Here is a 21,990-nt window from a genome sequence, read left to right on the forward strand (position 1 = left end):
GGTATTGTAAACTATTCGCCATTAAAAATACTATAATCCGCGTATGCTTTTATATATTCATATCCCTTTTTGCGATAGCAAATGTTCTTACTGTGCGTTTAACTCTTATGTCGATAAATTTTCATTGCGTGAAGCGTACATGAATTCCCTTCTCCACCAGCTCAAAACTGAGCTACACCGTTTTAACGTCAGTGCTTCAAACCCTATCGAAAGTGTATTTATCGGCGGAGGAACTCCCTCTACGGTAGAGCCCTCACTTTATCATCCTTTATTCGAAATGATTGATCCTTATTTGGTAAAAAATTGCGAAATCACCTCCGAAGCCAACCCAAACAGCGCGACTCGAACATGGCTAGAGGGGATGTTTGAGCTGGGAGTCAACCGCATTAGCTTCGGTGTACAGAGTTTTAATAATGAAAAACTCAAAATACTCGGACGTGCGCATAACACTCTCCATGCCCTGCAAGCAATCCGTACCGCCTCCGCCATCGGATTTAAACATCTCAGTATCGATCTGATCTATGGTGTTCGAGGCGATACCAAAGAGCTTTTGAAATCCGATATTTCCCAAGCATTTGTTCTCCCCATCGATCATATCAGCCTCTATGCCCTAACAATCGAAGAGGAGACCGCGTTTGAAAAAACACCGGAAATTGCTCAAGAAGAGTTGGAGCTTACCCAATGGCTCTTTCGTGAAATCACCGCAAAAGGGTTTGAACAATACGAAATCTCGAATTTTGGGAAATACCGCTCACATCATAATATCGGATATTGGGAGCACAAACCTTATATCGGTCTAGGCTCCGGGGCCGTCGGATTTTTAGACCATCGACGCTATTATCCCGGCACCAATGTCGAGCACTATATTCAAAACCCTTGTGAGCATACCACCGAAGAGATTACCAAAGAAGCACTGATCAGCGAAAAACTGTTTTTAGGTTTTCGCAGTTGTGTCGGAGTAGATGCTGCCATTCTCAACGACAAACAAAAAGTTCAAGCGGATATCCTCGTCGAAGAAGGGATGCTCTTTCACCGTCATGGTCGCTATTTTAACGGTGATTTTTTACTTGCTGATGAAATTGCATTGAGGGTAGAAGGGTTTTAAACTTTCTTTGGGTAAAATCCCAGATTATACAAAATACACACATTAGGCAGTTATTATGTTTGGAATGGGTATCGGCGAAATATTGCTCATCATTATTATCGCTATTTTATTTTTAGGGCCGGACAAACTCCCCTCAACAATGGTGGATATTGCCAAATTTTTTCGACAAGTAAAAGGGACCGTCAGCAGTGCCAAAGCTACGCTGGAAGAAGAGATGAAGTTCTCAGAGATGAAAGAGAGTGCCCTTAATTATAAGAAAGAGCTAACCGATGCAAGTGCAGAACTGGAACGTCTTACCAATGTCACTGAAATCGGAAGCGAACTGAGCAGTATCACAAATGAGATCAATCTTGATATTCCCCCTCCCGCTCCATCCGCACCCAAAGAACCTGAAGTAATCACCTTCACACCTAAACCAAAAGAAACTAAACCCGCAGAAGAGAACGCCTGATGTTTGAAGATTTAAAACCCCATTTAGCCGAATTACGAAAACGTCTCGGTATCAGTGTCGCCACAGTCATTATTATGTTTTTTGTGATGTTCAACTTTCATGAAGCTCTTTTAGCCTGGGTAACCGCGCCTTTAGCCGAAGCAATCGCTGCTGTGGCCAAAGTCTCTACAAAAGCAGCTGAGGGGATGATCACTACCACTCAACTGGGAGGGACCTTTTTCGTTGCGATGAAAGTCTCTTTTTTCGCAGGCTTACTCGCCGCACTCCCCGTCATTCTGACTCAATTTTGGCTTTTTATCGCTCCGGGGCTTTATGCCAATGAGAAAAAAATGCTGATCCCGTTTGTCGTCGGTGGAACGGTTATGTTCGCGATGGGTGCTTCATTCGCTTATTATGTCGTCACCCCGTTTGGATTTAGTTATCTTATTGCATTCGGAAGTGCCTCTTTTGTTCCGATGATTAACATCGAAGACTATGTCGAATTTTTTACGAAAATCATGTTTGGATTCGGCCTCTCGTTTGAGCTTCCGGTTATCTGTTATTTTTTAGCTCTATTGGGGCTTATTGATGACAAAGCAATGATCGGGTTTTTCCGCTACGCCATTGTTTTAATCTTTATTATTGCCGCTGTTTTAACACCGCCGGACGTTATTACCCAGATATTGATGGCAATGCCGTTGATTCTCCTTTACGGGATCTCTATTCTGATAGTCCGTGCTGTCAATCCGGCACCGAAAGAAGAGCCATATATCGCCGAAGATGAAGAAGAGACGATTGACTAACCTCGATCCTCTTCTTACGTCAAGTTATCACTATGAGCTCCCCGAAGAGCTGATAGCGACCCATCCGATACACCCCAGAGATCATGCCCGACTCCTTGTCTACAACCGAGCCGATCAATCGATTACCCACGCTCGCTTTGATGCACTGGACAATTTTCTCCCTCGTGAATGCGGTATTATCTTTAATGACACCAAAGTTATCAAAGCACGATTGTACGGTCACAAAGAGAGCGGAGGAGCGATTGAGCTGCTCATCAACCGTCCTCACGATGCCTACGCTATTAACGTCTATATCAAAGGACGGGTGAGAAGTGATACCCGTTTAATTTTTGACGGTGATTTGAGTGCTCGTGTTATAAAATTGTACGAAGACGGCTCACGTGATGTCAATTTTTATCTCCGTAAAACTCTTATCCGATTTGAAGAACTTCTCCCTATTTTGGAGCAAGTAGGTCACATCCCCCTCCCCCCGTATCTGGGACGTGAGGACAACTCCGAAGATGAACGCGAATACCAAAGCGTTTTCGCCCACTACGAGGGGGCAGTTGCCGCTCCGACTGCGTCGCTTCATTTTACTGATGAGCTTTTTGAAGCCGTATGCTCACACCACCCTCACGCTTTTGTCACGCTCCATGTAGGCTCGGGGACGTTTAAACCGGTCGAAGCCGAAGTGATTACCGATCATCCGATGCATTCGGAGTATTTTGATATCAGTGCCTCTGCACTAGAGCTTATCCACAGCAACATCCCCCTCCTCAGCATCGGAACTACCTCTACCCGTACGGTTGAGTATCATGCCCGTACTGCGGAGCATCATGGAGAAGCCAATCTCTTTCTACACCCCCACAATCCCCCAAAACGGATTAACCATCTCCTTACCAATTTTCATCTTCCCCAATCAACGTTGCTTATGCTCGTCGCCTCATTTGTCGGGCTGGAAGAGACCCATCGCATTTATAACGAAGCAATTGATCAAAAATACCGCTTTTTCTCGTACGGCGATGCGATGCTTATTCTTTAAATTATTCCAGATTATGATAAAATAGTGATATTATAATCTAAGGTACAGCGCATGAGACATCTTAACCGCAGACATTTTTTAGGTGCCGGCTTACTTCTGGGGGCTTCAACCCTGCTAGGTAAAGAGACACCTGCCAAGCCAATCGCTATCCCGCAAACATACACTCCACCTGTTATTGCATTTCCTGAAAAAAAGCCGATGGTGACCATCTCCGATCGCCCCCCTTTGCTCAAATCTGCAAAAGGGCGTGAAATTTTCACCCAAGCAATCACCCCGAATGATGAATTTTTCGTCCGTTGGCATCTTCCGGATATCCCGACTCATATCGATTTGAATGAATTTCGTCTGGAAATCAAAGGTTCCGTCAATACCCCTCTCTCCTTGAGTGTCGATGATTTAAAATCAAAATTCGAGCCCGCAGAGATTACCGCTGTCCTGCAATGCGGCGGTAACAGCCGTAAATATTACGCGGTTACCGGACAGGCAACGCATGGCGTCCAATGGGATCACGGTGCGATGGGCTGTGCTGTATGGAAAGGGGTCCGTCTCAAAGATATCCTCAATCGTGCCGGTGTGAAAGAGAGCGCTACATGGGTTGGCCTTAACGGTTTAGAAAAACCGGCAATGGACGAAACACCTGATTTCTTCCGTGAAATGGAGATTCATGAAGCGCTTGAGGATCAAATCATTGTTGCCTACGCAATGAACGGTGAAGACCTCCCTTATCTCAACGGTTTTCCGATCCGTCTCGTCATTCCGGGACACTTCTCAGATAGCTGGGTTAAAATGCTCAGTGAGATCATGGTTATGGATACCTACCGAAAAAGTTTCTTTATGGATGTAGCCTACACTGTCCCTGATAATGATTGTGAATGTGTTGTCTCAGGCAGTGACTTCGAGTACAAACGCAAACCGATCGCGAGCATGAAAGTCAAATCCGTTATCGGGTACCCATCCTCTGACACCGTGATCAAAAAAGGCTCCAAAGTCAAAATTTCAGGCGTTGCTTTCGATCAGGGCAAAGGGATCAAAGAGGTGATGATTTCTCTCGATGGAGGCAAAAGCTGGAGTGCGGCAAAACTGGGTCAAGACTACGGCAAATTTGCCTTTAGACCATGGAGTTTTGAATGGGATACAAAAGCCAAAGGTAATTTCACCATTATGGCACGCGCTATCAACCGTATCGGCAATATTCAGCCCCTAGCCGATGAGATTGGCTGGAATGCCGGCGGATACCAATACAACGCTGTTGACAGCGTTAATGTGAAAATTGTATAAGGTTCAAAAATGACAAAATTACTACTACTCAGCGTATTTTTAGCCGCTACCGTATTTGCTCAGGTTGATAAACCGATTGAAATGCCTTACGTCGATTATCCGATGGTAAAAGGGGATCACGATGAAGTAGCGCAACAATACTGCCTTATCTGCCACTCATGGGGATATATCCTCAATCAAGGGGAAAAAAGCCGTCCGTATTGGACAGGAACCGTCCAAAAAATGGTCAATGAGTTCAAAGCTCCTATCGGTAAAGAGGATCAACAAACGATTATCAACTACCTTGTAAAACACTATGGGTATGAAGTGAAATCAGGGCAATCAGGACATTAAGTCCTGCTTACTCTAGATAGACCCTCCCGTTACGCACTTCCACAATTCCGTTTAACTCTGCTTCAAAAATATCTTTGGGAAATTTTGCCAAAACCTCTTCATAGGTCGGTGCATTTCGGCAAAATGCAAAAAATGGGCTATCGTCCATGGCATTTCGCCCTTTTTGACTGACCAGGGCAACAAAGATATCGATATCATCAATCGCTTCAGCCTTCCCATCACGTAAAAGTTGACGCGTAGCCGCGCTCTCACGGAGTCGATGGGGAAGAACATAGATCGGTTTTTTCATCGCAAGCGCATATTCTACACTGCGCATACTTCCGCTGTCGATATCTGCCTCAGTGACAATCAAAACATCCCCCAATGCAACCACTATCTCATTACGGACGACAAAACTCCACTCGCGAGCATCAAAGCCTCTCTCAAACGGGCTGATCGTAAGCCCTCGTTTTTCAATCGCTTCAATCAATTCAGCGTTTGCCGCAGGATAATGCACATCAATACCGCTGGGGAGAACCGCTATCGTATTTTCTGCACCCGCTCCCTGATGGGCTATTGCGTCAACTCCGAGTGCCGCGCCGCTGACAATAACCATACCCGACAAAGAGAGTTTTTTGGAAAGTTCCAGTGTAATAGAGCGCGTATAAGGATTGGGCCGACGTGTCCCGACAATAGAGATTTTAGGACGGTGAAGAAGATCCAAAGAACCTCGATAAGAGAGTTTCTCGGGATAACGTTTCATCGAGAAGAGTTCAGGAATATCAAAATGGATCGTATTGCTCATGCTGACTCATTACTATTTTAGATGAGTAACAATAGCGAATAAAGGTTAAAACGAGCGATTTTTTGTCACTGTGTCAAATATTTTCTATCCCGACTATCTGAATGCCGCGTAATAGTTCTTTGGACTCTTTGAGCGCTTGAATCGTATCCGCTCTTGGATGACCGATGGCGATAGCAGTTCCATGGCGTCTAGCTTTCTCTACCGCCTCTTTAATCTGCTTTTTAACATTGGCTACACCGTCTTGATGATCCAAAAATACATCGCGTCCGATATAACGGGTACCTAATTTTCTCGATATCTCTGGAACCTTCGTTTTTCCGGTTGTTCGGCTATCGACAAAAACAATCCCTTCCCGTTTCAAAACGCGGATCAGCTTTTCCATTGCTTCCGCATCTGCGGTAAACTTGGAGCCTGTATGGTTATTCATATAGCGAACCGCAGGATAAAGCTGCTTGAGTGTCGAAATGCGTTTAGCCATCTGATCTTCAGAATCGGTGATATGGAGAGTGACTGCCTCTTCATCGTTAAAATCCATCGCTTCCATCGGCAAATGAACCATATAACGAGATTGCTGTTGTGCTAATTTAGCCGATTCCGGATGCCTGGAACTTGGGGGAAGAAACGACATTACCAAAGGCAATCCCGTCGATTGAATTGCCTTAACATCATGAGCATACGAAACATCATCAATGATAATGACGAGTTTTGCACCTTTGGAATCAAGAACTACCGGACGTTTTGGAGCGGGAGGGGGTAACGCCTGCTTATCTTTAGGGGCATATTCATGCTGAGGCTTAATCGGCTCAGGTTTATGCACTTGTGCAGGTGAACGCTGAGATTCTTTCTCTAAAAGAGATTGCAGCTCTTTTTTCAGTCGACGGATTTCAAGATCTTGCCCGTTTTCTTTGGGCTTTGGGGTAGGTATGTAACTCTCATCTATCGCGGCAATTTCTTTGATTTGATTTACGAGCATCTGTGTTTGAACACGTTCGGCGGCAAGCTCTTCTTCTGCTTGTGAAAATCCGATTACATACCCGATTAGAAGTGCAATCAGAAAAAGGAGAAATCCGACGATTCCCCATCCAAGGCGTTGCAATGAAAAAATGTGATTAGGTCGAGGTCGTTTGCTCATAAAATGATAAAACCTCTTATGATGGAGTATATTCAGAGCGTCATGCTCTGAAAGGGGATATTAGTTTGTGCTTTGGTTAACGATTTTGTTTTTAGAAATCCACGGCATCATCGCACGAAGGCTTACACCTGTACGTTCGATCAACGATGCTTTTGCGTTTGTACGCTCAGCGTTCATACGTGGGTAACCCGCTTGACCTTCAAGGATAAAGTCTTTTGCGAAACGTCCGTCTTGGATCTCTTTGAGGATCTCTTTCATCGCCGCTTTTGATTGCTCATTGATAACACGTTTACCACTTACATAGTCACCGTATTCCGCTGTGTTGGAGATCGAATAACGCATATCAGCGATTCCGCCCTCGAACATCAAGTCAACGATGAGTTTAAGCTCGTGAAGACACTCGAAGTAAGCAAGCTCAGGTGCGTAACCCGCTTCTGTCAATGTTTCAAATCCCGCTTGAACGAGAGAAACTGCACCACCGCAAAGAACCGCTTGTTCTCCGAAAAGGTCTGTTTCCGTTTCGTCTTTGAACGTCGTTTCGATGATCGCTGTACGTCCGCCACCGATAGCCGATGCGTATGAAAGCGCCAATTCTTTTGTTGTACCGCTTGGATTTTGTCCTACTGCGATCAAATCGGGAATCCCGCCGCCGCGAACAAACTCAGAACGCACGGTATGACCCGGTGCTTTAGGCGCGATCATCGTTACATTGATATCAGCGGCTGGTTTAATACGTCCGTAGTGGATGCTGAAACCGTGACCGAATGCGATAGTTGCACCTGATTTTAGGTTTGGAGCGATTTCGTTTTTATAGATTTCTGCTTGGTTCTCATCCGGAAGAAGGATCATAACAACGTCAGCGTATGCAGAAGCTTCTGCTACTGTCATAACTTTGAACCCTTTAGCTTCCGCTTTTGCCCATGAGCCGCCCTCTTTGCGAAGACCGATAACAACTTCGACACCGCTGTCGCGAAGGTTTTCCGCGTGTGCATGACCTTGTGATCCAAAACCGATCATTGCCACTTTTTTGCTTTTGATTAATTCGATATTACAATCTTTATCGTAGTAGACGTTCAATGCCATACAGGTATCCTTAGAGTAAGCTCATAGGCTTAAAATTTGGCGAATTATACCCCACTTTTGCATAAAAATATATTAGCGTACCCTTATATCATTCTGCTAAATACTTCACTAAGGATGATGCAACGATCCCATGCTACAATTCACCCAAAAAAAGAGACATTTTAATGAAAAAATTCAACCTTTTTAAAGAGATCATAGTTGTCGCCAAAGAGGATTTTTTGCGTGCCGCCAGCTCGGCAAAATCGTTTGCGATCACCTATAGCGGTGAAATCCGATACGCTCCTTTCGCAGATGATACCATCTCGATTTTCGAGGGACAAATTCCACCGCTCTCTCCTCTAAGTACCACACTTTCTCGCCCTATCTCAAGTATGCTCGGAGACAATTATCGAATCGTCGAAGATGATGATCGAATACTGATCAAAGCTTCCGGTGCATGGCAAAGTATTATCGGGTTTAACCAAAAACGGGCTTTGTACGATGATACTACGGGAGATGGAATTGCCGAATTTTCCGATAAAAAACTCGAAGATATCGGTTGGAATGCTACCGAATTCAACATCTCTTACCGTGAAATCGTCGAACAATTTGAAGAAAAGTGTGAAGGGATTTTACTCTGTATCGAACAAGAAGAGCCGTATCAATTCAGCGGAATGGGATTTGTATTTAACATTGAAAATGCGAGAGAAATCGGATTTGATTATTGTGTCTCGACCATCAAAGATAAGCTGGAAAACGATGAGGATTTTGCCACCCTCACCGATGATGAAGCAGAAGCCAAAGATTATTTCTTAAGCTGATCGAGATACCGCTCTAAAATAATCTTCGCCGAGAGCGAATCTATCCGACCGTCACGCTTGTAGCGGATTTCACCCTTCATCAACGCTTCGGCTTCTTGGGAGCTGTGGGATTCGTCTTGGTAGGCGATCTCACCTGCAAATTCGACGAGATTCATAAAGTGTGCAACGCGACGGCGCATCTCATCCTCTGTCGTACTTCCCATCGGAATACCGACTACCACCGTCGTCGCCTCGTATTCGTTCAACACTTTTTTAACGTCATTAGCGGCTTGATTACGGTTTTTCCGCTCGATCGCCGGAAGCGGGGTCACGATCCCGGCAGCCGCACTCAGCGCTAATCCGATCCGCTTTAGTCCTAAATCAATTGCGATATAAACTGCCATCATTTCCCCAGACAAAACTGACCGAACATTTTGTCGAACATCTCATCGAGTTCATACGGACGGCTGATGGAGGCGACTGCGCGGATCGCGGCATTGATATGAAAGGAGAAGAACTCCAACTCCCCATCATGTAACGGTTCGTACGCGTCGTCGATAGAGCGAACGGCATTCTCAGTGGCACTGATCTGACGGGCGGAAATCAACATCATCTCCTCACCGTCATTCTCATAATCCATCAAAGAACTGAGGGTATCGATGAGACTGCGCATCTCCTGTTTACAGCTCAGACGAATCGGAGTGTATCTCTCGATTGACTCTGTGTCAAAGCTCTCCGGTAAATCCGATTTGTTCAGGATACAGATAAAAGGTTTCTCTTCGCGGTAACGTTCGATTAACTCGATAATGGCACGATCTTCGTCATCGATCATGCGGCTCGAATCAAATAATGTAATGACAACATCGGCATTTTCAATCGCTGCGATGGAGCGTTCGATCCCAATCCGCTCAATCTCATCGTGAGCGTTACGTATCCCTGCTGTATCGACCAGACGGATCAAATGGGTACCGATACGCACTTGCTCTTCTATCGTGTCACGAGTCGTCCCTGCAATGTCACTGACGATGGCACGCTCGTAATCAAGCAATGCGTTTAGAAGTGAACTCTTACCGACATTGGGCTTACCGATGATCGCAACCCGAAATCCCTGCATTAAACCTGAGCGTCTGCGGCTCGATTCGAGTGTACGGGAGAGGGTATGTTTGATACGCTCCAGCTTCACTTCGATCTGCTCTACGACGTCTTGAGGCAAATCCTCTTCGGCATAATCAATCACCACTTCGGAGTACGCCAAGATTTCGAGCAGCGAATCACGAATCCCCTCGATGTATCCGCGCAATTCCCCCTTCATCTGACGGGCTAAAATACGTGCGGCATCATCGCTTTTGGCTTCGATCAGTGCTGCGGTCGCTTCGGCTTGGGTCAGATCAAGACGTCCGTTTAAAAAAGCCCGTTTGCTGAACTCACCGGGTTCGGCCAAACGTGCCCCCTCCGATAATACAGCCCGAAGCAACGACTCGGCGACCACGTAGCCGCCGTGACATTGAAACTCAACGACCTCTTCACCCGTAAAACTGCGCGGCGCTTGGAAATAAATCACAATCGCTTCATCAATCAATGTCCCGTCGTTATGATGCAAAGAGCTGAGGGTTGCATAGCGGGGTTGAAGCTGCGATTTTTGGGTAAGTTTTAATGCGATCTCAAGAGAGCGACCTCCGCTGAGGCGGAGAATCGAGATAGATCCGACACCGTTCGCGGTGGCGATAGCGGCTATGGTGTCGTTCATCAATATTCGTGGTAGCTGTTGATGATGATAAATTTACCACCATCACGGGTAGAGCGGATCGCGACATAGCGATCAGGGTAACGATCACGAAGTTGTTTGAGTGCGATTTGAACCAATACTCCATCGAGTACCTTGGTTTGAGCACGTCCCTCTTGATCGATGATCTCACAAACATTAATCAAATAACGGGAAATCGACTCTTCTTGATTTTTCAAAAACTCGGCGATTTCAAGACGCAGCTGCATCCCGTACACTGCATTAATCCAGTTAAAAAGCATATAAGAGAGCGCTTTATAACGATATCCCTCTTTACCGATCATGAGCGCCGCATCGGCACCCGTAAATTCAACAAGCAGTGTATTTTCATCATACACACTCACTTCTACATTGTTTATGTCGAAGCAAATGTCTTTAAAAAGGATATTGATCTGCTCTTTGACTTCATCCGCACACTCTTGAGCTGAGATTTCATAATAATCCCCCTCCATCTCTGAGGGTTCTTCAAAATCATCCGCTTGCTCGTAAAACTCATCCCCTAAAACCAGTTCTTCGGGTTCAGTAAATGAAGGTTCATGAGTGATCTCATCATTTTGTCTATCAAAAATCTCTTCTTCTTCTACTGCTTCTTCCACGGAAGCGGTATAAGGGAGATTGGCAACAATGATGGCAGATTTTTTAAAAAAGCCCAATACCCCGCTAGAGGGGAACTGAACAATCTCAACTTGCAGTGCGGTAACGGAACATCCAAATGCAGCGGCCGCTTCAGCATACGCTTGTTCTAGTGTAGGTGCTTCAATCTTTTTCATGATGCTTTTCCGCAAGATGAGCTTCGTGACGTACTGCGCGTGCTGCTTCGAATTGTTTGTTGACCAAATATTGCTGCGCAATCGAGAAAAGGTTGTTTACGAACCAGTACAACACGAGGCCCGCCGGGAACGTGATAAAAAAGAACATAAAGATAAGCGGTAAAAATTTAAAGATTTTTTCCTGCAACGGATCGGTAAAATTGCTCGGAGTAATCTTTTGTTGATAATACATCGTCGCACCCATCAGAATAGGGAGGATGTAATACGGATCCATTCGTGACAGGTCGGTTACCCATAGTATCCATGGAGCTCCTTGGAGTTCAACGGCATTGAGCAATACGCGGTAAATTGCAAAGAAAACCGGAATTTGCAAAATCAACGGAAGACATCCGCCGAGTGGATTAGCACCGTGCTTTTTGTACATCTCCATCACTGCCGCATTCATACGGGCAGGATCACCTTTGTATTTCTCTTGAACTTCTTTGATACGTGGAGCGATATCTTTGATCTTTTGCATCGATACCATCCCTTTGTGGGTCAAAGGGTACAAGAAAATACGGATAAGGACAGTAAGGCCGATAATCGCCCAACCCCAGTTGCCGAGCAAACCGTGCAACCACATCAATACTTTAAAAATTGGAGCCGCAACAAACGTGAAAAATCCAAATTCGATTGCATTAACCAAAACCGGATCAATGGATTCAAGTGTTTTATACTCTTTTGGCCCGATGTATCCGTTAAACGTAAAGTTATTGGTCCCTTCCAAATACGTGACAGGATTATTGTTCATATCACGTTCAACCGTTACCTGAGTTGCTTTATCAAAACCGTAAAAAATTGTCGCGTAGTATTGATCAAATGCCGAAACAAGGTGAACATCACTAAAGAGTGAACGTCCTTCAACATCGCCATCTTCAAAAATTGTGGTTAGGTTGTCTCCTGAATAAATCATCCCCCCCACAACCGTCATCATCTGTTCAATGATCTCAGGGTGTTGTCCTAAGTAAAGTGAATAACGCTTTTCAGTGGAGAGAGCAATCTTAGCATCGTAGTGTCCGTCTGCGTAAAAGGTCAATGTTTTAGTCACGGTCAATTCAGGAAGATTTTGACTCAGCACGAGTGTAGTTTTACCGTTTTCACCCAAGGCGATATTGGTAGCATCGGTTGTATACGGAGTTTTTGCCGCTGCATCATTGAGTGCTGCATCGGCAAAACGAATTTGAAGCGGTTTAGCACCGCTGCTAGCGATCAGTTCAGAGAGTTTCCCGTCTTTACCGTTGTGTTTTGCATTACTCAAGACAACGGAAGATACTCGTCCGAGAGTATCGATTTTGAGCGTGAACTCTTTAGCCGTGATGGTTGTCAAGGTATCGGTCGTTACCGTTTTAATGTCTGAAACCGTTGAGCTGTTAGTCTCTTGAGTTGCAGTAGCCGTTGGTTTAAGCGAAACTTCTTTCGCTGCGCTTACTTCGGTGGTGTTACTTTCACTGTTAGGTGCTTGAGGAGGAAATAGAGTGGTATATCCTATAAAAAAGACAAAAGATAAAGCGACAGCAACGATGAGTCGCTGATTGGGAGTAAACTTTTCTAGCACTGTGACCCTTTAAACTTAAAATTTTTAATCAGAAAATAATTCTGCTGATATGGAACAAACCAGTATTTTATCGTATTTATGGAGAGTTCGGAGGGTTTTAATACCGGTTTGTTGATAATCGGATAATCGATACCGCCGGAAAAAAGCTGATTGCACCGTAAAATTCGTAAAAACGTGGAGTAAAATGCATGAGGAAGAGTGTTACGCTCAAACTGCCATAGGGCATATTCGGAGCAAGAAGGATAGTGGCGGCATGCGCCGCGTGTCACTAAAGAAAAAGAGTGCCGATAGAGCCAGAGGAGCTTAAGAAAGAAGCTTCTTATCATCACCTGCTCCACCCATGGCACCCGTCCGTTTTAAAACATATTTGCAGTCGCGTCGCACTGTATCGAAAGAGTTGTCAAATAACCCTTTCTTGGCAACAAAAACGTACCATCCGTCTTGTGCATTGGGCGAAAACTCATCGAAAAGAGCTCTTAAGCGTCTTTTACATCGATTTCTCACTACTGCATTTCCAACTTTTTTACTGGCCGTATATCCAACTTTTTTTTCTCCCGCTAACGGGAGATAAAACAACGCGATCGAAGTGCTGTGTGCATTTTTCCCGCGTTGATAAACACGCTGAAACTCACTATGGAGCTTTAGCATCGAGAAGCTATTTAGACAGCCAATCGTTTTCTACCCTTAGCACGACGAGCGTTCAATACTCGACGGCCGTTTTTTGTCGCCATACGTGCACGGAAACCGTGAGTACGTTTACGTGGCGTATTATGCGGTTGGTATGTTCTTTTCATAAGCCATTCCCTTTAGAAATTTTTAGCACGCAATAATAGACAATTCTTACTTAAAGAAGGGTTAAGTTTCGTAAAAGCTTATTAAAATTATTGTAAAAAAGTCCGACATATTCACTAAGATTAACCCGAAAGGTGCTGCCATGACCACTGCAACCTCTTATGATGCTTACCGCTCCCATGAACTTAATATTCAAATGAAAACAAGTAGTGGGGATACCCTCTCACTCAACTTTACCAATGAGCAATCCCTTTCACTCAATGAAAAAACCACTGATGAAAGCAAAGAACAATCATTCTCATTTGCTTCGATGCAGGCATTTAGTTTTAATCTCGATAGCAATGGGATTAGCGAACAAGATCAAAAAGAGATCAATGCTTTTATGAAAAAAGCACAGCCTTACATCAATAAATTCATGAAAGAACTCGAAAAAGAAAATCAAACATCACCGATCAATAAAGTCGCTTCCGATGTGACAAAACTCATCGGAAACCTGAAAAACAGCGATGAAAATGTCAAAAATCATGCCAAAAAAGGGGTGGTAGATATGTTTGATAATACGGTAAAAGAGACCAAAACAACCGAAAAAATGATCGAAGAGGCTCAAAAACTGATGCAAAAGATCATTGACGGATTCGACAAAATATTCGAGCCGGTTTACGCTTAGTTAAAATACCGCATCGCTTGATGCAATATCCGAACAATGGAAACTTTTGTATCCGTTACTCGATAAATCACGATATAAGGGAATCGGCGCATGACATATTCATGTGTCCCTAATTTTTTACCTTCTCGATAGTTTAGAGGATTTTTGAGGATTCTGTTTGCGGCGTTTCTGATAGATAGGAGTGCTTGTTCAGCGATAAAAGGGGATGCTTCGGAAGCGTAAAATTCAGCTATTTTTTGTCGGTCGGCTTGAGAGCGCCGCGACCATTCAAGCTGCCGTTGTTCCATGCTTTTTGTGCAGTTGTTCCATAAATATTTTCATCTCTGCTTCGGCTTGTTCGTCGCTGAGGACATTACCGTTCTCGACATCTGCCAAACCTTTTTCTACTTCGGCGATGTACCACGCATCGTAAGCGGCTTGCTGATCTATTGGTTCATTTTTTTCACTCATTGCGCTCTCCTCTTCGAAGATTAATGATGATATTTTAACATGAATTTAATAAAACGCTTAAGGCTTTAAAAAATCCCGCAACGTCGGCATAACCGACTGTCCTTTTGGGGTATTGTTCAAATCAAGATTTGTTTTTAGCTTCATGTGACAATCTCTGCATTCGCGAATCACGGCATGCTCTGTCACCCGTGCGCTCTCAATCTTTGCTATCGGATGACACGCAAAACAATCACTTCCGCAATCGGCCATTTTAGAAGGATTGGCACTGTGGCATTGTATGCACGTCGTCATCGGTTTATGACGGTGATCGTTATCGATATTTTTAAGGAGTGCGGGATGACAGGTCATACAATCCCCCGTACATCCCAAAAGCTGTAACAATACGACTAAAAGCAATGCAATTATTTTCATGAATGCGATTATGCCACAGTTACGTTAATCTCGTCTCCAACAGCATCAAAAGCTACCGAGGAACCCTCTTCCACCTCTCCGCCGAGAATCAGATCGGCTAAACGGTCTTCGACGATCTCATAGAGCGCCCGTTTAAGAGGACGTGCTCCGTAGACCGGATCAAATCCTGCACTCGCAATGTAGCGTTTAGCACTCTCGGTGAGGGTGATAGTGATGTCCCTCTCTTCAACTTTTGCCGCGATGTCTCTAAAGAAAAGATCAACGATACTGAGAATTTGTGCTTCACCCAGCGGATTGAAGACCACTACATCATCAAGACGGTTCAAAAACTCCGGTTTGAAATGGCGTTTAAGTTCATCGAGGACCATATCTTCCAACCCCGCATCACCGTGATGCGACATAATTTTGTCACTCGCGATGTTGGAAGTCAAAATGATGATTGTATTGGTAAAGTCGACCAAGACCCCTTTGTTATCGGTTAGACGTCCGTCATCCAATACTTGCAAAAGAACATTAAAGACATCGGGATGGGCTTTTTCCACCTCATCAAACAATATAACGCTGTAAGGCTTACGGCGTACCGCTTCGGTAAGCTGTCCCCCCTCATCAAACCCGACGTACCCCGGAGGTGCTCCGACGAGACGTGATACCGCATGTTTCTCCATGTACTCCGACATATCGATACGGATCATCGATTCGCTGCTGTCAAAAAGAAATTTCGCCAACGTTTTCGCCGTCTGAGTTTTTCCGACGCCGGTAGGTCCAAGAAACAAGAACGATCCGATCGGACGGCTTTTATCCGATAATCCCGCTTTATTGCGCTTAATCGCACGGGCTACCGCATGGGTAGCCTTCTCCTGCCCCACCACATCACGGTTAAGTTCGTCCTCGATGTGAAGAATTTTCTCTTTTTCGCTCTGGAGCATTTTGTTCACCGGAATTTTTGTCCAACGGCTCACAATTCCGGCGATAGAAGCTTCATCAACGCTGTTTTTAAGCAGTGTCCCTGCCACCATCATATTTTTCCACTTTTCCTGAAGGACTTTTTCTTCTTCAAAAAGTTTGGGGATTTGTCCGTATTCGATCTCGGCTGCTTTGTTGAAATCAGCATTTTGTTTGGCTATCTCTGCCTCACGGCGTTTAGCCTCAATTTCACCTTTGAGCTTTGCCATGTAATTGAAAACCTCTTTTTCATGGGCAAATTGTGCATCAAGACTTCGGCGTTCTTCACTCACATCGGCAAGCTCTTTTTCAATCTCTTCGAGCCGTTTCGTATTGGCAACCGATGCTTCCATCTTCAGTGCCTCTTTTTCAACCTGAAGATTGGTTTGACGACGTTTGACACCGGCAAGAGCATTGGGTTCCGATTCGATCTGCATTTTAAGCTCTGCCGCTGCCTCATCAATCAAATCGATCGCTTTGTCCGGCAGAAAACGGTCGTTGATGTAGCGATCGGAGAGTTTTGCCGCCGCTACCAATGCCGAATCGATAATCGTCACGTTATGGTGTGCTTCCAAACGCTCTTTGAGTCCACGAAGAATTTGCAATGATTGGTTCACGCTCGGTTCATCCACATTAACCGGCTGAAAACGGCGCTGCAATGCGGCATCTTTTTCGAAATATTTACGGTATTCTTTGAGCGTTGTCGCTCCGATCGTATGAAGTTCCCCCCGTGCTAATGCCGGTTTGAGGATATTCGCGGCATCCATTGATCCCTCGGATGCACCGGCACCGACGATCGTATGAATTTCATCAATAAACAAAATGACATTGGCCGATTTTTTGACCTCATCGATCACCGCTTTGAGACGATCTTCGAATTCACCGCGATATTTTGCTCCCGCAATCAAGGCACTCATATCAAGCGTTACGACCCTCTTATTTTGAAGACTCAGAGGAACCTCTTTATTTACTATCCTCTGTGCCAATCCTTCGACTAGAGCTGTTTTACCGACTCCGGGCTCACCGAGTAAAATCGGATTGTTTTTGGTTTTACGGATCAGAATCTGCATCATACGAGAGATCTCTTCGTCCCGTCCGATCACCGGAGAGAGTTTCCCCTCTACCGCTTCTCGCGTTAAATCAATTCCGTATTTTGAAAGCGATTCGAGATTCTCATCCGAGGTTTGAGACTCGATTTTTTGTCCTGCACGCATCGCTTCGAACGTTTTACGCAATTCAAATACATTAATGTATTTTTCCAAAATTTCTTTAAAAGGGGAGTGATTTAAATTACCCATTAAAAATGCGTCAATAGCAATGTATTCATCGCCGTTTACTGCCATTTCAGCAGAAGCTCGTTCAAGAGCATGAACAAAATCACGCGACAAACGAATGCTCTCTTTTGTTACACTGGAGGAACTGGACAATTTTTTGGCTGCGCTTTTAACATCGAGTTCTATCGCGGTTTTATCCACCGCCATTTTTACCAACGCTTGATTCAATGATGAGTTACTGTTCGCTAACAGTGCCCATAAAAAATGGATCGGTTCAACTTCGCTGTTTTTATTATGCAGTGCCAAAGAGATCGACGACTCGATCATTTCGGTCATTTGATGGGTTAGTTTTTCAAAAATATTGTTTGACATAAAATTCTCCTAAATTGAGTTTCAATAATTATAATACTTTGAGTCTATTATTGTCAAGTCTTTTAAGTGGAATCTTTTAGATGATAAAAACAGATAGCAATCCGATGATTCCTCCAAACACACCACCCCACACTACAAGCCATCCCAAATGCTCTTTCATGAGATTATGAAGCATCTCTTTCACCATCATTGGAGTAAGTTCCTCAAGACGGGATTCGACAATTGATTCTATCGTCTCGGTTAGATGGGAGCTCCCTTGATGCAGATGGGTATTGAGGGCATTCATGAACGATTCGCTCTGACTAATCTCGATTGTCGATGCCTTGATCTTTTCTAAAAACGGCTCTTTGAGTTTTCCGATAATCGCTTCACCCCCAAACATCCCGAGCATCCCCCCTAAAGATGAATCCATAACACTGCGAACCAACGCATTATACGCAGGGGTAAAATCGGTTTGTTCGATAATCGGTGAGAGATCAATCGTCCGCTCTTGGGACTGCACAAAACTCTCAATTTTTTCAGGGGTAAAAAACTGCTCCATAATGAGTTTTTTCAGCGCTTCACGAATCGATTCAAACCGATCAAGGATTATCCCCGAACCGTATAAAAAAGGGACTTTTTCAAAAAGCATATGGATTGCGAGCTGATTGGTTATTGCTCCCGAGAGGGCAAATAAACCTGCACTGCGTAACGCGGAACCGGCTATCCCCTCAACTGTATATGAAATTCCGACCAATGCTAGTGAAACAAAATTTGTCATCCATCCTTTATCAAACATACAATCTCCTTCTATTAATACCTGTATTATACAAAAAAGGTTAAAGTTACACCCAAAAAAGGAGTGGCAAATGGTTCTGCACACAATGGATACATTGCTCAAATCGGGTAAATCGTCTGCTATTTTAGGCGCCGTCTCAACCGCATTAGATCGAAGTGACGAAGCTCCCTTTTGGCGACAAAAGAGTCTGCCGTTTTGCGAAGCGATTTTAAGCGTTCTGATCCCCTTACGAGAACAAAATCTCCTTTTTGACCCTGAGGGAAATCCACAGACCGAATTATCCCCTGCTCTCTTTATCCGCTGGTGTGATCTCCTCAGTCTCAAAACGCTCGCTTTTACCTTGGCACACAGTAATAAAGAGGGAAAATTGGTACGTACCAAACTCTCACCCGATCTCTGTACAACCTATCAGCCAATCGACTTGGAAATTCTCGGAACATACCTCAGCAGTTATACGGTCAATTTGAACGATGAATGGGTTGATTTTCCGATCACCAATTACAATCTCCACATCGGTATGGCCTCACTGATCACCAAAATTCTCGAAGGAAAAGACTAATGCAAGAGATGCAAGCGCTCAAAGTCAACAGTTACCTCTCAGCGGGAGAGATCGCCAATCTCCTCAACAATGTCGAATATATCTTGATGGCATCACCCTCTATGATGGCGGATGAGCTTCCAATCCATTTTACCATCATCCTCAACACTGCCGATCTCATCCCAGAAGAGGTAAAGCCGCTTATCTTGGAAAAATTCTGCCGAGAATTGGGTATCACCGCTACAAGCCATGTTTTGAGCAATCGTGAACGAATCGCGTTTGCTCTGACAACCCAAGAGACCCCGATGCCCAAACATATCGTCGATGATGCCGAAGCCAATACTATCCCGTGGACTTTGCTGCACATTATCGATTTTTTAGGGGATTCAGAAGAGTTTAAAGAGGCGAAAGACGGTCTCAGCGGATGGAGTTATAGTTATAATTAAAATTTGACTACGCACAATGCGACAAAACAAGCTCATGCTTTAGTTTGTAGTCAATAATCCCTTCCAATGATATATCCTCATCAATATCATCAAAATGGATACCTCTTCCACCTCCGATGAGATGGTGGTTTAAGAGTTGTGACATACTGCTTTGCTCGATACGCTTAGTGTAGGAATACGGCAGAGTTAAAACATCACCGCTATTGAGATAGACTAAAATTTTAGTATCCAGTTCAATCTTACTGATTAAAGTATTCATCCCACGCCTCCAAAAAATCTTGTTTATGTTTTTCAACAATCTCGGTAACTTCGCGCATCTCTTTTGATGTCATTTTATAATTGTCAGTGACTTTTAACGACTCAAGCTCAATTCTCATATACTTATCCGCTTTTTCGATATGTACATGTTTGGGGATATGCTCATCACTGAAAAAGAAAAATCGGTAACCACCCTCTCTCAATAATGTCGGCATGGCTTACTCCGTTATTTCATTGCTTATATTATAGCGCATTACGAAAAACTACTTTTTTTGACTTCAGCCCACATCTTTCCTTCATATGCTTTAGCTGTATCATTTTGACAACATAAAGGAATTACATGACCATGAGTAGAGTTTGATAATAATTCAGGGATGCAACCCGTAATTTCAGAAATTTTATTGAGCAGTAAATCACTTTTTTCTTGACCAATATCTTTTTCTTTATATTTGCAAATCAAACGAAAATTATCATTTGAAATATCATAAAAAGACCGTTCTAAAAGTCCATCCGTTCCTATACTCACCTTTAAACCAATATTATATGATTCAACAGAATTTTTGACAATATTATTTTTCTTAGTTAACATAAAGTTCTCACTAATTTCAACGCTATCGATCTTTAGAAATTGCCCGATTTTTTCTTCTAAAATAATGAACACCGTTAAACCAAATATAAGAACGAAAATATAATCAAGTACTGTACCTTTCCATTGTGAAAAGACGGCAAACAACACGATGAAAGTTAAAATGACAAGAAAAATAATACTTTGAACGTAACTTTCTCTATCATTTGGAATTTTGATAATCAATGATTCGTTCATCGACTTAATTCTCACTCATCTTTTTCTCTATATCTTCCACACTCTTAGCAATCATCGCCGATAGGTTTTCATAGCCGCTTTCAGTGACGAGGATATTATCCTCGATACGGATACCGATACCCCTATAGCGTTCAGGTACACTATCATCATCGGCGCGGAAATAGAGCCCCGGTTCGATGGTCATCACCATCCCCGCCTCAAAAGCTAACGATTCACCGCTTTCATCGACATACGGACACGGATCGTGTACATCCAACCCCATCCAGTGCCCTATCCCGTGCGGAGCGTATTTTTTGTGCTCTTTTGCTTCCATGAGCGTATGGCGTTCACCGTTCAAAATCCCAAGTTCGATCAGAGCGTCGCATAATAACTCTTCGCTATAGGTTTGGAGCCAGTCGCGTTTTACCCCCACGCAGATCGCGTCAATCACACGGAGCTGAACATCGAGCACTTTTTCGTACACTTCACGCTGAGCCTCGCTGAATTTTCCGTTGATCGGAAAGGTGCGGGTAATATCGCTGGCATAGAGCTCCCATTCACACGCCGCATCGATAAGAACTAAATCGCCGTCTCGCAACGTATCGCGATTATCAACATAGTGGAGCGTATTGGCATTGTTCCCCCCTGCGACGATGGCACCGTAGGCTTCGCTCTCGGCACCGTTATTTAAAAAGATATAGCTCATCTGCGCTTGGAGTTGATATTCTCTCATCCCCGCACGACATTCTCGCATTGCGACATGATGTGCCTCGGCGGTAATCGTTAGTGCCTGTTTGATCATCTCGATCTCTTCGTCTGATTTTATGAGGCGCAGGGTACCGATCAGATAGGTGACATCTCGGATGGAGCGGATGTGGCGTTTGACGCCACGTGTAGAGTGGAGCGATTGTGCGGCAGTTTTCGCTTCGACAAGTCGTGCTGAATCGCTGTAAAGATCGATATAGAGGTTGATATGTTCACGCAATAGCTCTTTGATTCTCTCGCTGTATTCAGCAACATCATTCACTTCATCGACACTGAACCGCTCGCTCGCACCCTCTATACCTAAACGCGCCCCGTTCCAAAGCGCTGACTCGGCATTGTACGCTTCGACAAAAAGGATTGTTTTCGATGATTCGGGAGTTTTAACCAAAACCAATACAGAGTTATCTTCGTTCAATCCGCAAAGATAATAAAAATCGCTGTTTTGTCGGTAAGAATATTCCGTATCATTGGAACGCGTTTGGGTAGGGGCGGAGGTGATAATCGCAACCCCCTCTTCCATGAGAGCGAGGAGTTTAGTGCGGCGGTTTAAAAAGTGTGTTTCATTCATGGCGTTATTGTGCCATATTTTCTTCGTCATTG

At 44.2% G+C, this 21,990-nt stretch carries 29 protein-coding genes; 10 read left to right on the top strand and 19 right to left on the bottom strand.

Annotation, left to right across the window (positions count from 1 at the left end; translation table 11 throughout):
* Window positions 1-43: 43 nt before the first annotated feature.
* From hemW to A3G19_RS03365, 6 genes are read left to right on the top strand one after another with little or no spacing between them, the layout of a single operon-like run.
* Entirely contained in the window at window positions 44-1,105 is a 1,062-nt protein-coding gene (gene hemW / locus A3G19_RS03340) for a radical SAM family heme chaperone HemW (RefSeq protein ID WP_015653031.1), read from the top strand.
* 55 nt (window positions 1,106-1,160) lie between these two features.
* Complete coding sequence (gene tatB / locus A3G19_RS03345; protein ID WP_015653030.1) at window positions 1,161-1,556, top strand: Sec-independent protein translocase protein TatB; 396 nt, start codon at window positions 1,161-1,163, stop codon at window positions 1,554-1,556.
* A complete protein-coding gene (gene tatC / locus A3G19_RS03350; RefSeq protein ID WP_015653029.1) occupies window positions 1,556-2,338 on the top strand; it encodes a twin-arginine translocase subunit TatC in 783 nt (260 codons plus the stop codon). Before tatB ends, tatC begins: the two co-directional genes overlap by 1 nt.
* Entirely contained in the window at window positions 2,316-3,359 is a 1,044-nt protein-coding gene (gene queA / locus A3G19_RS03355) for a tRNA preQ1(34) S-adenosylmethionine ribosyltransferase-isomerase QueA (protein ID WP_294870541.1), read from the top strand. Before tatC ends, queA begins: the two co-directional genes overlap by 23 nt.
* Window positions 3,360-3,410: 51 nt before the next feature.
* Window positions 3,411-4,637, top strand: coding sequence for a molybdopterin-dependent oxidoreductase (locus A3G19_RS03360; RefSeq protein ID WP_294870543.1), 1,227 nt, complete (start codon window positions 3,411-3,413; stop codon window positions 4,635-4,637).
* Between the two features lie 9 nt (window positions 4,638-4,646).
* Window positions 4,647-4,970 carry a sulfite:cytochrome C oxidoreductase subunit B gene (locus A3G19_RS03365; RefSeq protein ID WP_294870545.1) on the top strand — a complete coding sequence of 108 codons (324 nt, stop codon included), beginning with the start codon at window positions 4,647-4,649 and terminating at the stop codon, window positions 4,968-4,970.
* 7 nt (window positions 4,971-4,977) lie between these two features.
* Here the strand turns inward: A3G19_RS03365 and A3G19_RS03370 are convergent, their stop codons facing one another.
* The 3 genes from A3G19_RS03370 to ilvC all read right to left on the bottom strand — a co-directional run bounded on the left by A3G19_RS03370 (window position 4,978) and on the right by ilvC (window position 7,969).
* Window positions 4,978-5,754 carry a DNA-processing protein DprA gene (locus A3G19_RS03370; RefSeq protein WP_294870547.1) on the bottom strand — a complete coding sequence of 259 codons (777 nt, stop codon included), beginning with the start codon at window positions 5,752-5,754 and terminating at the stop codon, window positions 4,978-4,980.
* A gap of 73 nt (window positions 5,755-5,827) precedes the next feature.
* Window positions 5,828-6,886: a divergent polysaccharide deacetylase family protein gene (locus A3G19_RS03375; protein ID WP_294870549.1), complete on the bottom strand. Its 1,059-nt coding sequence runs from the start codon at window positions 6,884-6,886 to the stop codon at window positions 5,828-5,830.
* A 60-nt stretch (window positions 6,887-6,946) separates the two neighbouring features.
* Window positions 6,947-7,969 carry a ketol-acid reductoisomerase gene (gene ilvC / locus A3G19_RS03380; RefSeq protein ID WP_041192383.1) on the bottom strand — a complete coding sequence of 341 codons (1,023 nt, stop codon included), beginning with the start codon at window positions 7,967-7,969 and terminating at the stop codon, window positions 6,947-6,949.
* Window positions 7,970-8,133: 164 nt separating this feature from the next.
* Between ilvC and A3G19_RS03385 the strand changes: the two genes are divergently transcribed.
* Complete coding sequence (locus tag A3G19_RS03385; protein ID WP_294870551.1) at window positions 8,134-8,769, top strand: hypothetical protein; 636 nt, start codon at window positions 8,134-8,136, stop codon at window positions 8,767-8,769.
* On the opposite strand, the gene ruvX is transcribed toward A3G19_RS03385, so the two are convergent.
* Genes ruvX through rpmH form a run of 7 tightly spaced genes read right to left on the bottom strand, consistent with a single transcriptional unit; the run spans window position 8,754 to window position 13,689 of the window.
* On the bottom strand, window positions 8,754-9,152 hold the full coding sequence (ruvX, locus tag A3G19_RS03390; protein ID WP_294870553.1) for a Holliday junction resolvase RuvX: 399 nt from the start codon (window positions 9,150-9,152) through the stop codon (window positions 8,754-8,756). The genes A3G19_RS03385 and ruvX overlap by 16 nt on opposite strands.
* A complete protein-coding gene (mnmE, locus tag A3G19_RS03395; RefSeq protein WP_294870614.1) occupies window positions 9,152-10,501 on the bottom strand; it encodes a tRNA uridine-5-carboxymethylaminomethyl(34) synthesis GTPase MnmE in 1,350 nt (449 codons plus the stop codon). The genes ruvX and mnmE overlap by 1 nt, the downstream gene beginning before the upstream one ends.
* Window positions 10,495-11,301, bottom strand: coding sequence for a Jag N-terminal domain-containing protein (locus tag A3G19_RS03400; protein WP_294870554.1), 807 nt, complete (start codon window positions 11,299-11,301; stop codon window positions 10,495-10,497). The genes mnmE and A3G19_RS03400 overlap by 7 nt, the downstream gene beginning before the upstream one ends.
* On the bottom strand, window positions 11,288-12,895 hold the full coding sequence (gene yidC, locus A3G19_RS03405; RefSeq protein WP_294870556.1) for a membrane protein insertase YidC: 1,608 nt from the start codon (window positions 12,893-12,895) through the stop codon (window positions 11,288-11,290). Before yidC ends, A3G19_RS03400 begins: the two co-directional genes overlap by 14 nt.
* Window positions 12,889-13,221, bottom strand: coding sequence for a membrane protein insertion efficiency factor YidD (yidD, locus tag A3G19_RS03410; protein WP_294870558.1), 333 nt, complete (start codon window positions 13,219-13,221; stop codon window positions 12,889-12,891). Before yidD ends, yidC begins: the two co-directional genes overlap by 7 nt.
* The gene (rnpA, locus tag A3G19_RS03415) at window positions 13,199-13,543 is read right to left on the bottom strand and encodes a ribonuclease P protein component (protein ID WP_015653013.1); all 345 of its coding nucleotides are present in this window, start codon (window positions 13,541-13,543) and stop codon (window positions 13,199-13,201) included. Before rnpA ends, yidD begins: the two co-directional genes overlap by 23 nt.
* 11 nt (window positions 13,544-13,554) lie before the next feature.
* Window positions 13,555-13,689 carry a 50S ribosomal protein L34 gene (gene rpmH, locus A3G19_RS03420; RefSeq protein ID WP_013459438.1) on the bottom strand — a complete coding sequence of 45 codons (135 nt, stop codon included), beginning with the start codon at window positions 13,687-13,689 and terminating at the stop codon, window positions 13,555-13,557.
* A 140-nt stretch (window positions 13,690-13,829) separates the two neighbouring features.
* Between rpmH and A3G19_RS03425 the strand changes: the two genes are divergently transcribed.
* Window positions 13,830-14,354 (top strand): hypothetical protein, encoded by a 525-nt coding sequence (locus A3G19_RS03425; protein ID WP_294870560.1) that lies wholly within the window; start codon window positions 13,830-13,832, stop codon window positions 14,352-14,354.
* Here A3G19_RS03425 and A3G19_RS03430 read toward each other — a convergent pair.
* The 5 genes from A3G19_RS03430 to A3G19_RS03450 form a co-directional block, all read right to left on the bottom strand.
* On the bottom strand, window positions 14,351-14,641 hold the full coding sequence (locus tag A3G19_RS03430) for a type II toxin-antitoxin system RelE/ParE family toxin (protein ID WP_294870561.1): 291 nt from the start codon (window positions 14,639-14,641) through the stop codon (window positions 14,351-14,353). The genes A3G19_RS03425 and A3G19_RS03430 overlap by 4 nt on opposite strands.
* Window positions 14,622-14,804 carry a hypothetical protein gene (locus A3G19_RS03435; protein ID WP_294870563.1) on the bottom strand — a complete coding sequence of 61 codons (183 nt, stop codon included), beginning with the start codon at window positions 14,802-14,804 and terminating at the stop codon, window positions 14,622-14,624. Before A3G19_RS03435 ends, A3G19_RS03430 begins: the two co-directional genes overlap by 20 nt.
* Before the next feature lie 57 nt (window positions 14,805-14,861).
* Window positions 14,862-15,215: a hypothetical protein gene (locus tag A3G19_RS03440; protein WP_041192381.1), complete on the bottom strand. Its 354-nt coding sequence runs from the start codon at window positions 15,213-15,215 to the stop codon at window positions 14,862-14,864.
* Between the two features lie 8 nt (window positions 15,216-15,223).
* Window positions 15,224-17,803, bottom strand: a complete 2,580-nt coding sequence (locus A3G19_RS03445) for an AAA family ATPase (RefSeq protein ID WP_015653010.1) — start codon at window positions 17,801-17,803, stop codon at window positions 15,224-15,226.
* A gap of 76 nt (window positions 17,804-17,879) precedes the next feature.
* Window positions 17,880-18,581: a DUF445 domain-containing protein gene (locus A3G19_RS03450; RefSeq protein ID WP_294870565.1), complete on the bottom strand. Its 702-nt coding sequence runs from the start codon at window positions 18,579-18,581 to the stop codon at window positions 17,880-17,882.
* Between the two features lie 70 nt (window positions 18,582-18,651).
* Here A3G19_RS03450 and A3G19_RS03455 point away from each other — a divergent pair, with 70 nt between their 5' ends.
* Together A3G19_RS03455 and A3G19_RS03460 are read left to right on the top strand one after the other, a co-directional pair.
* Window positions 18,652-19,140 (top strand): hypothetical protein, encoded by a 489-nt coding sequence (locus tag A3G19_RS03455; protein ID WP_294870567.1) that lies wholly within the window; start codon window positions 18,652-18,654, stop codon window positions 19,138-19,140.
* Window positions 19,140-19,565, top strand: coding sequence for a hypothetical protein (locus A3G19_RS03460; protein ID WP_294870569.1), 426 nt, complete (start codon window positions 19,140-19,142; stop codon window positions 19,563-19,565). Before A3G19_RS03455 ends, A3G19_RS03460 begins: the two co-directional genes overlap by 1 nt.
* Window positions 19,566-19,572: 7 nt before the next feature.
* On the opposite strand, the gene A3G19_RS03465 is transcribed toward A3G19_RS03460, so the two are convergent.
* The 4 genes from A3G19_RS03465 to A3G19_RS03480 are packed head-to-tail and all read right to left on the bottom strand — an operon-like array spanning window position 19,573 to window position 21,958.
* Window positions 19,573-19,824: a DUF2442 domain-containing protein gene (locus A3G19_RS03465; protein WP_294870571.1), complete on the bottom strand. Its 252-nt coding sequence runs from the start codon at window positions 19,822-19,824 to the stop codon at window positions 19,573-19,575.
* Window positions 19,805-20,038, bottom strand: a complete 234-nt coding sequence (locus tag A3G19_RS03470; protein ID WP_294870573.1) for a DUF4160 domain-containing protein — start codon at window positions 20,036-20,038, stop codon at window positions 19,805-19,807. The genes A3G19_RS03465 and A3G19_RS03470 overlap by 20 nt, the downstream gene beginning before the upstream one ends.
* Before the next feature lie 38 nt (window positions 20,039-20,076).
* A complete protein-coding gene (locus A3G19_RS03475; protein WP_294870575.1) occupies window positions 20,077-20,646 on the bottom strand; it encodes a hypothetical protein in 570 nt (189 codons plus the stop codon).
* A 4-nt stretch (window positions 20,647-20,650) separates the two neighbouring features.
* Window positions 20,651-21,958 (bottom strand): aminopeptidase P N-terminal domain-containing protein, encoded by a 1,308-nt coding sequence (locus A3G19_RS03480; RefSeq protein WP_294870577.1) that lies wholly within the window; start codon window positions 21,956-21,958, stop codon window positions 20,651-20,653.
* Window positions 21,959-21,990: the final 32 nt, after the last annotated feature.

This window comes from Sulfuricurvum sp. RIFCSPLOWO2_12_FULL_43_24 (assembly GCF_001829605.1).
Lineage (GTDB): Bacteria > Campylobacterota > Campylobacteria > Campylobacterales > Sulfurimonadaceae > Sulfuricurvum.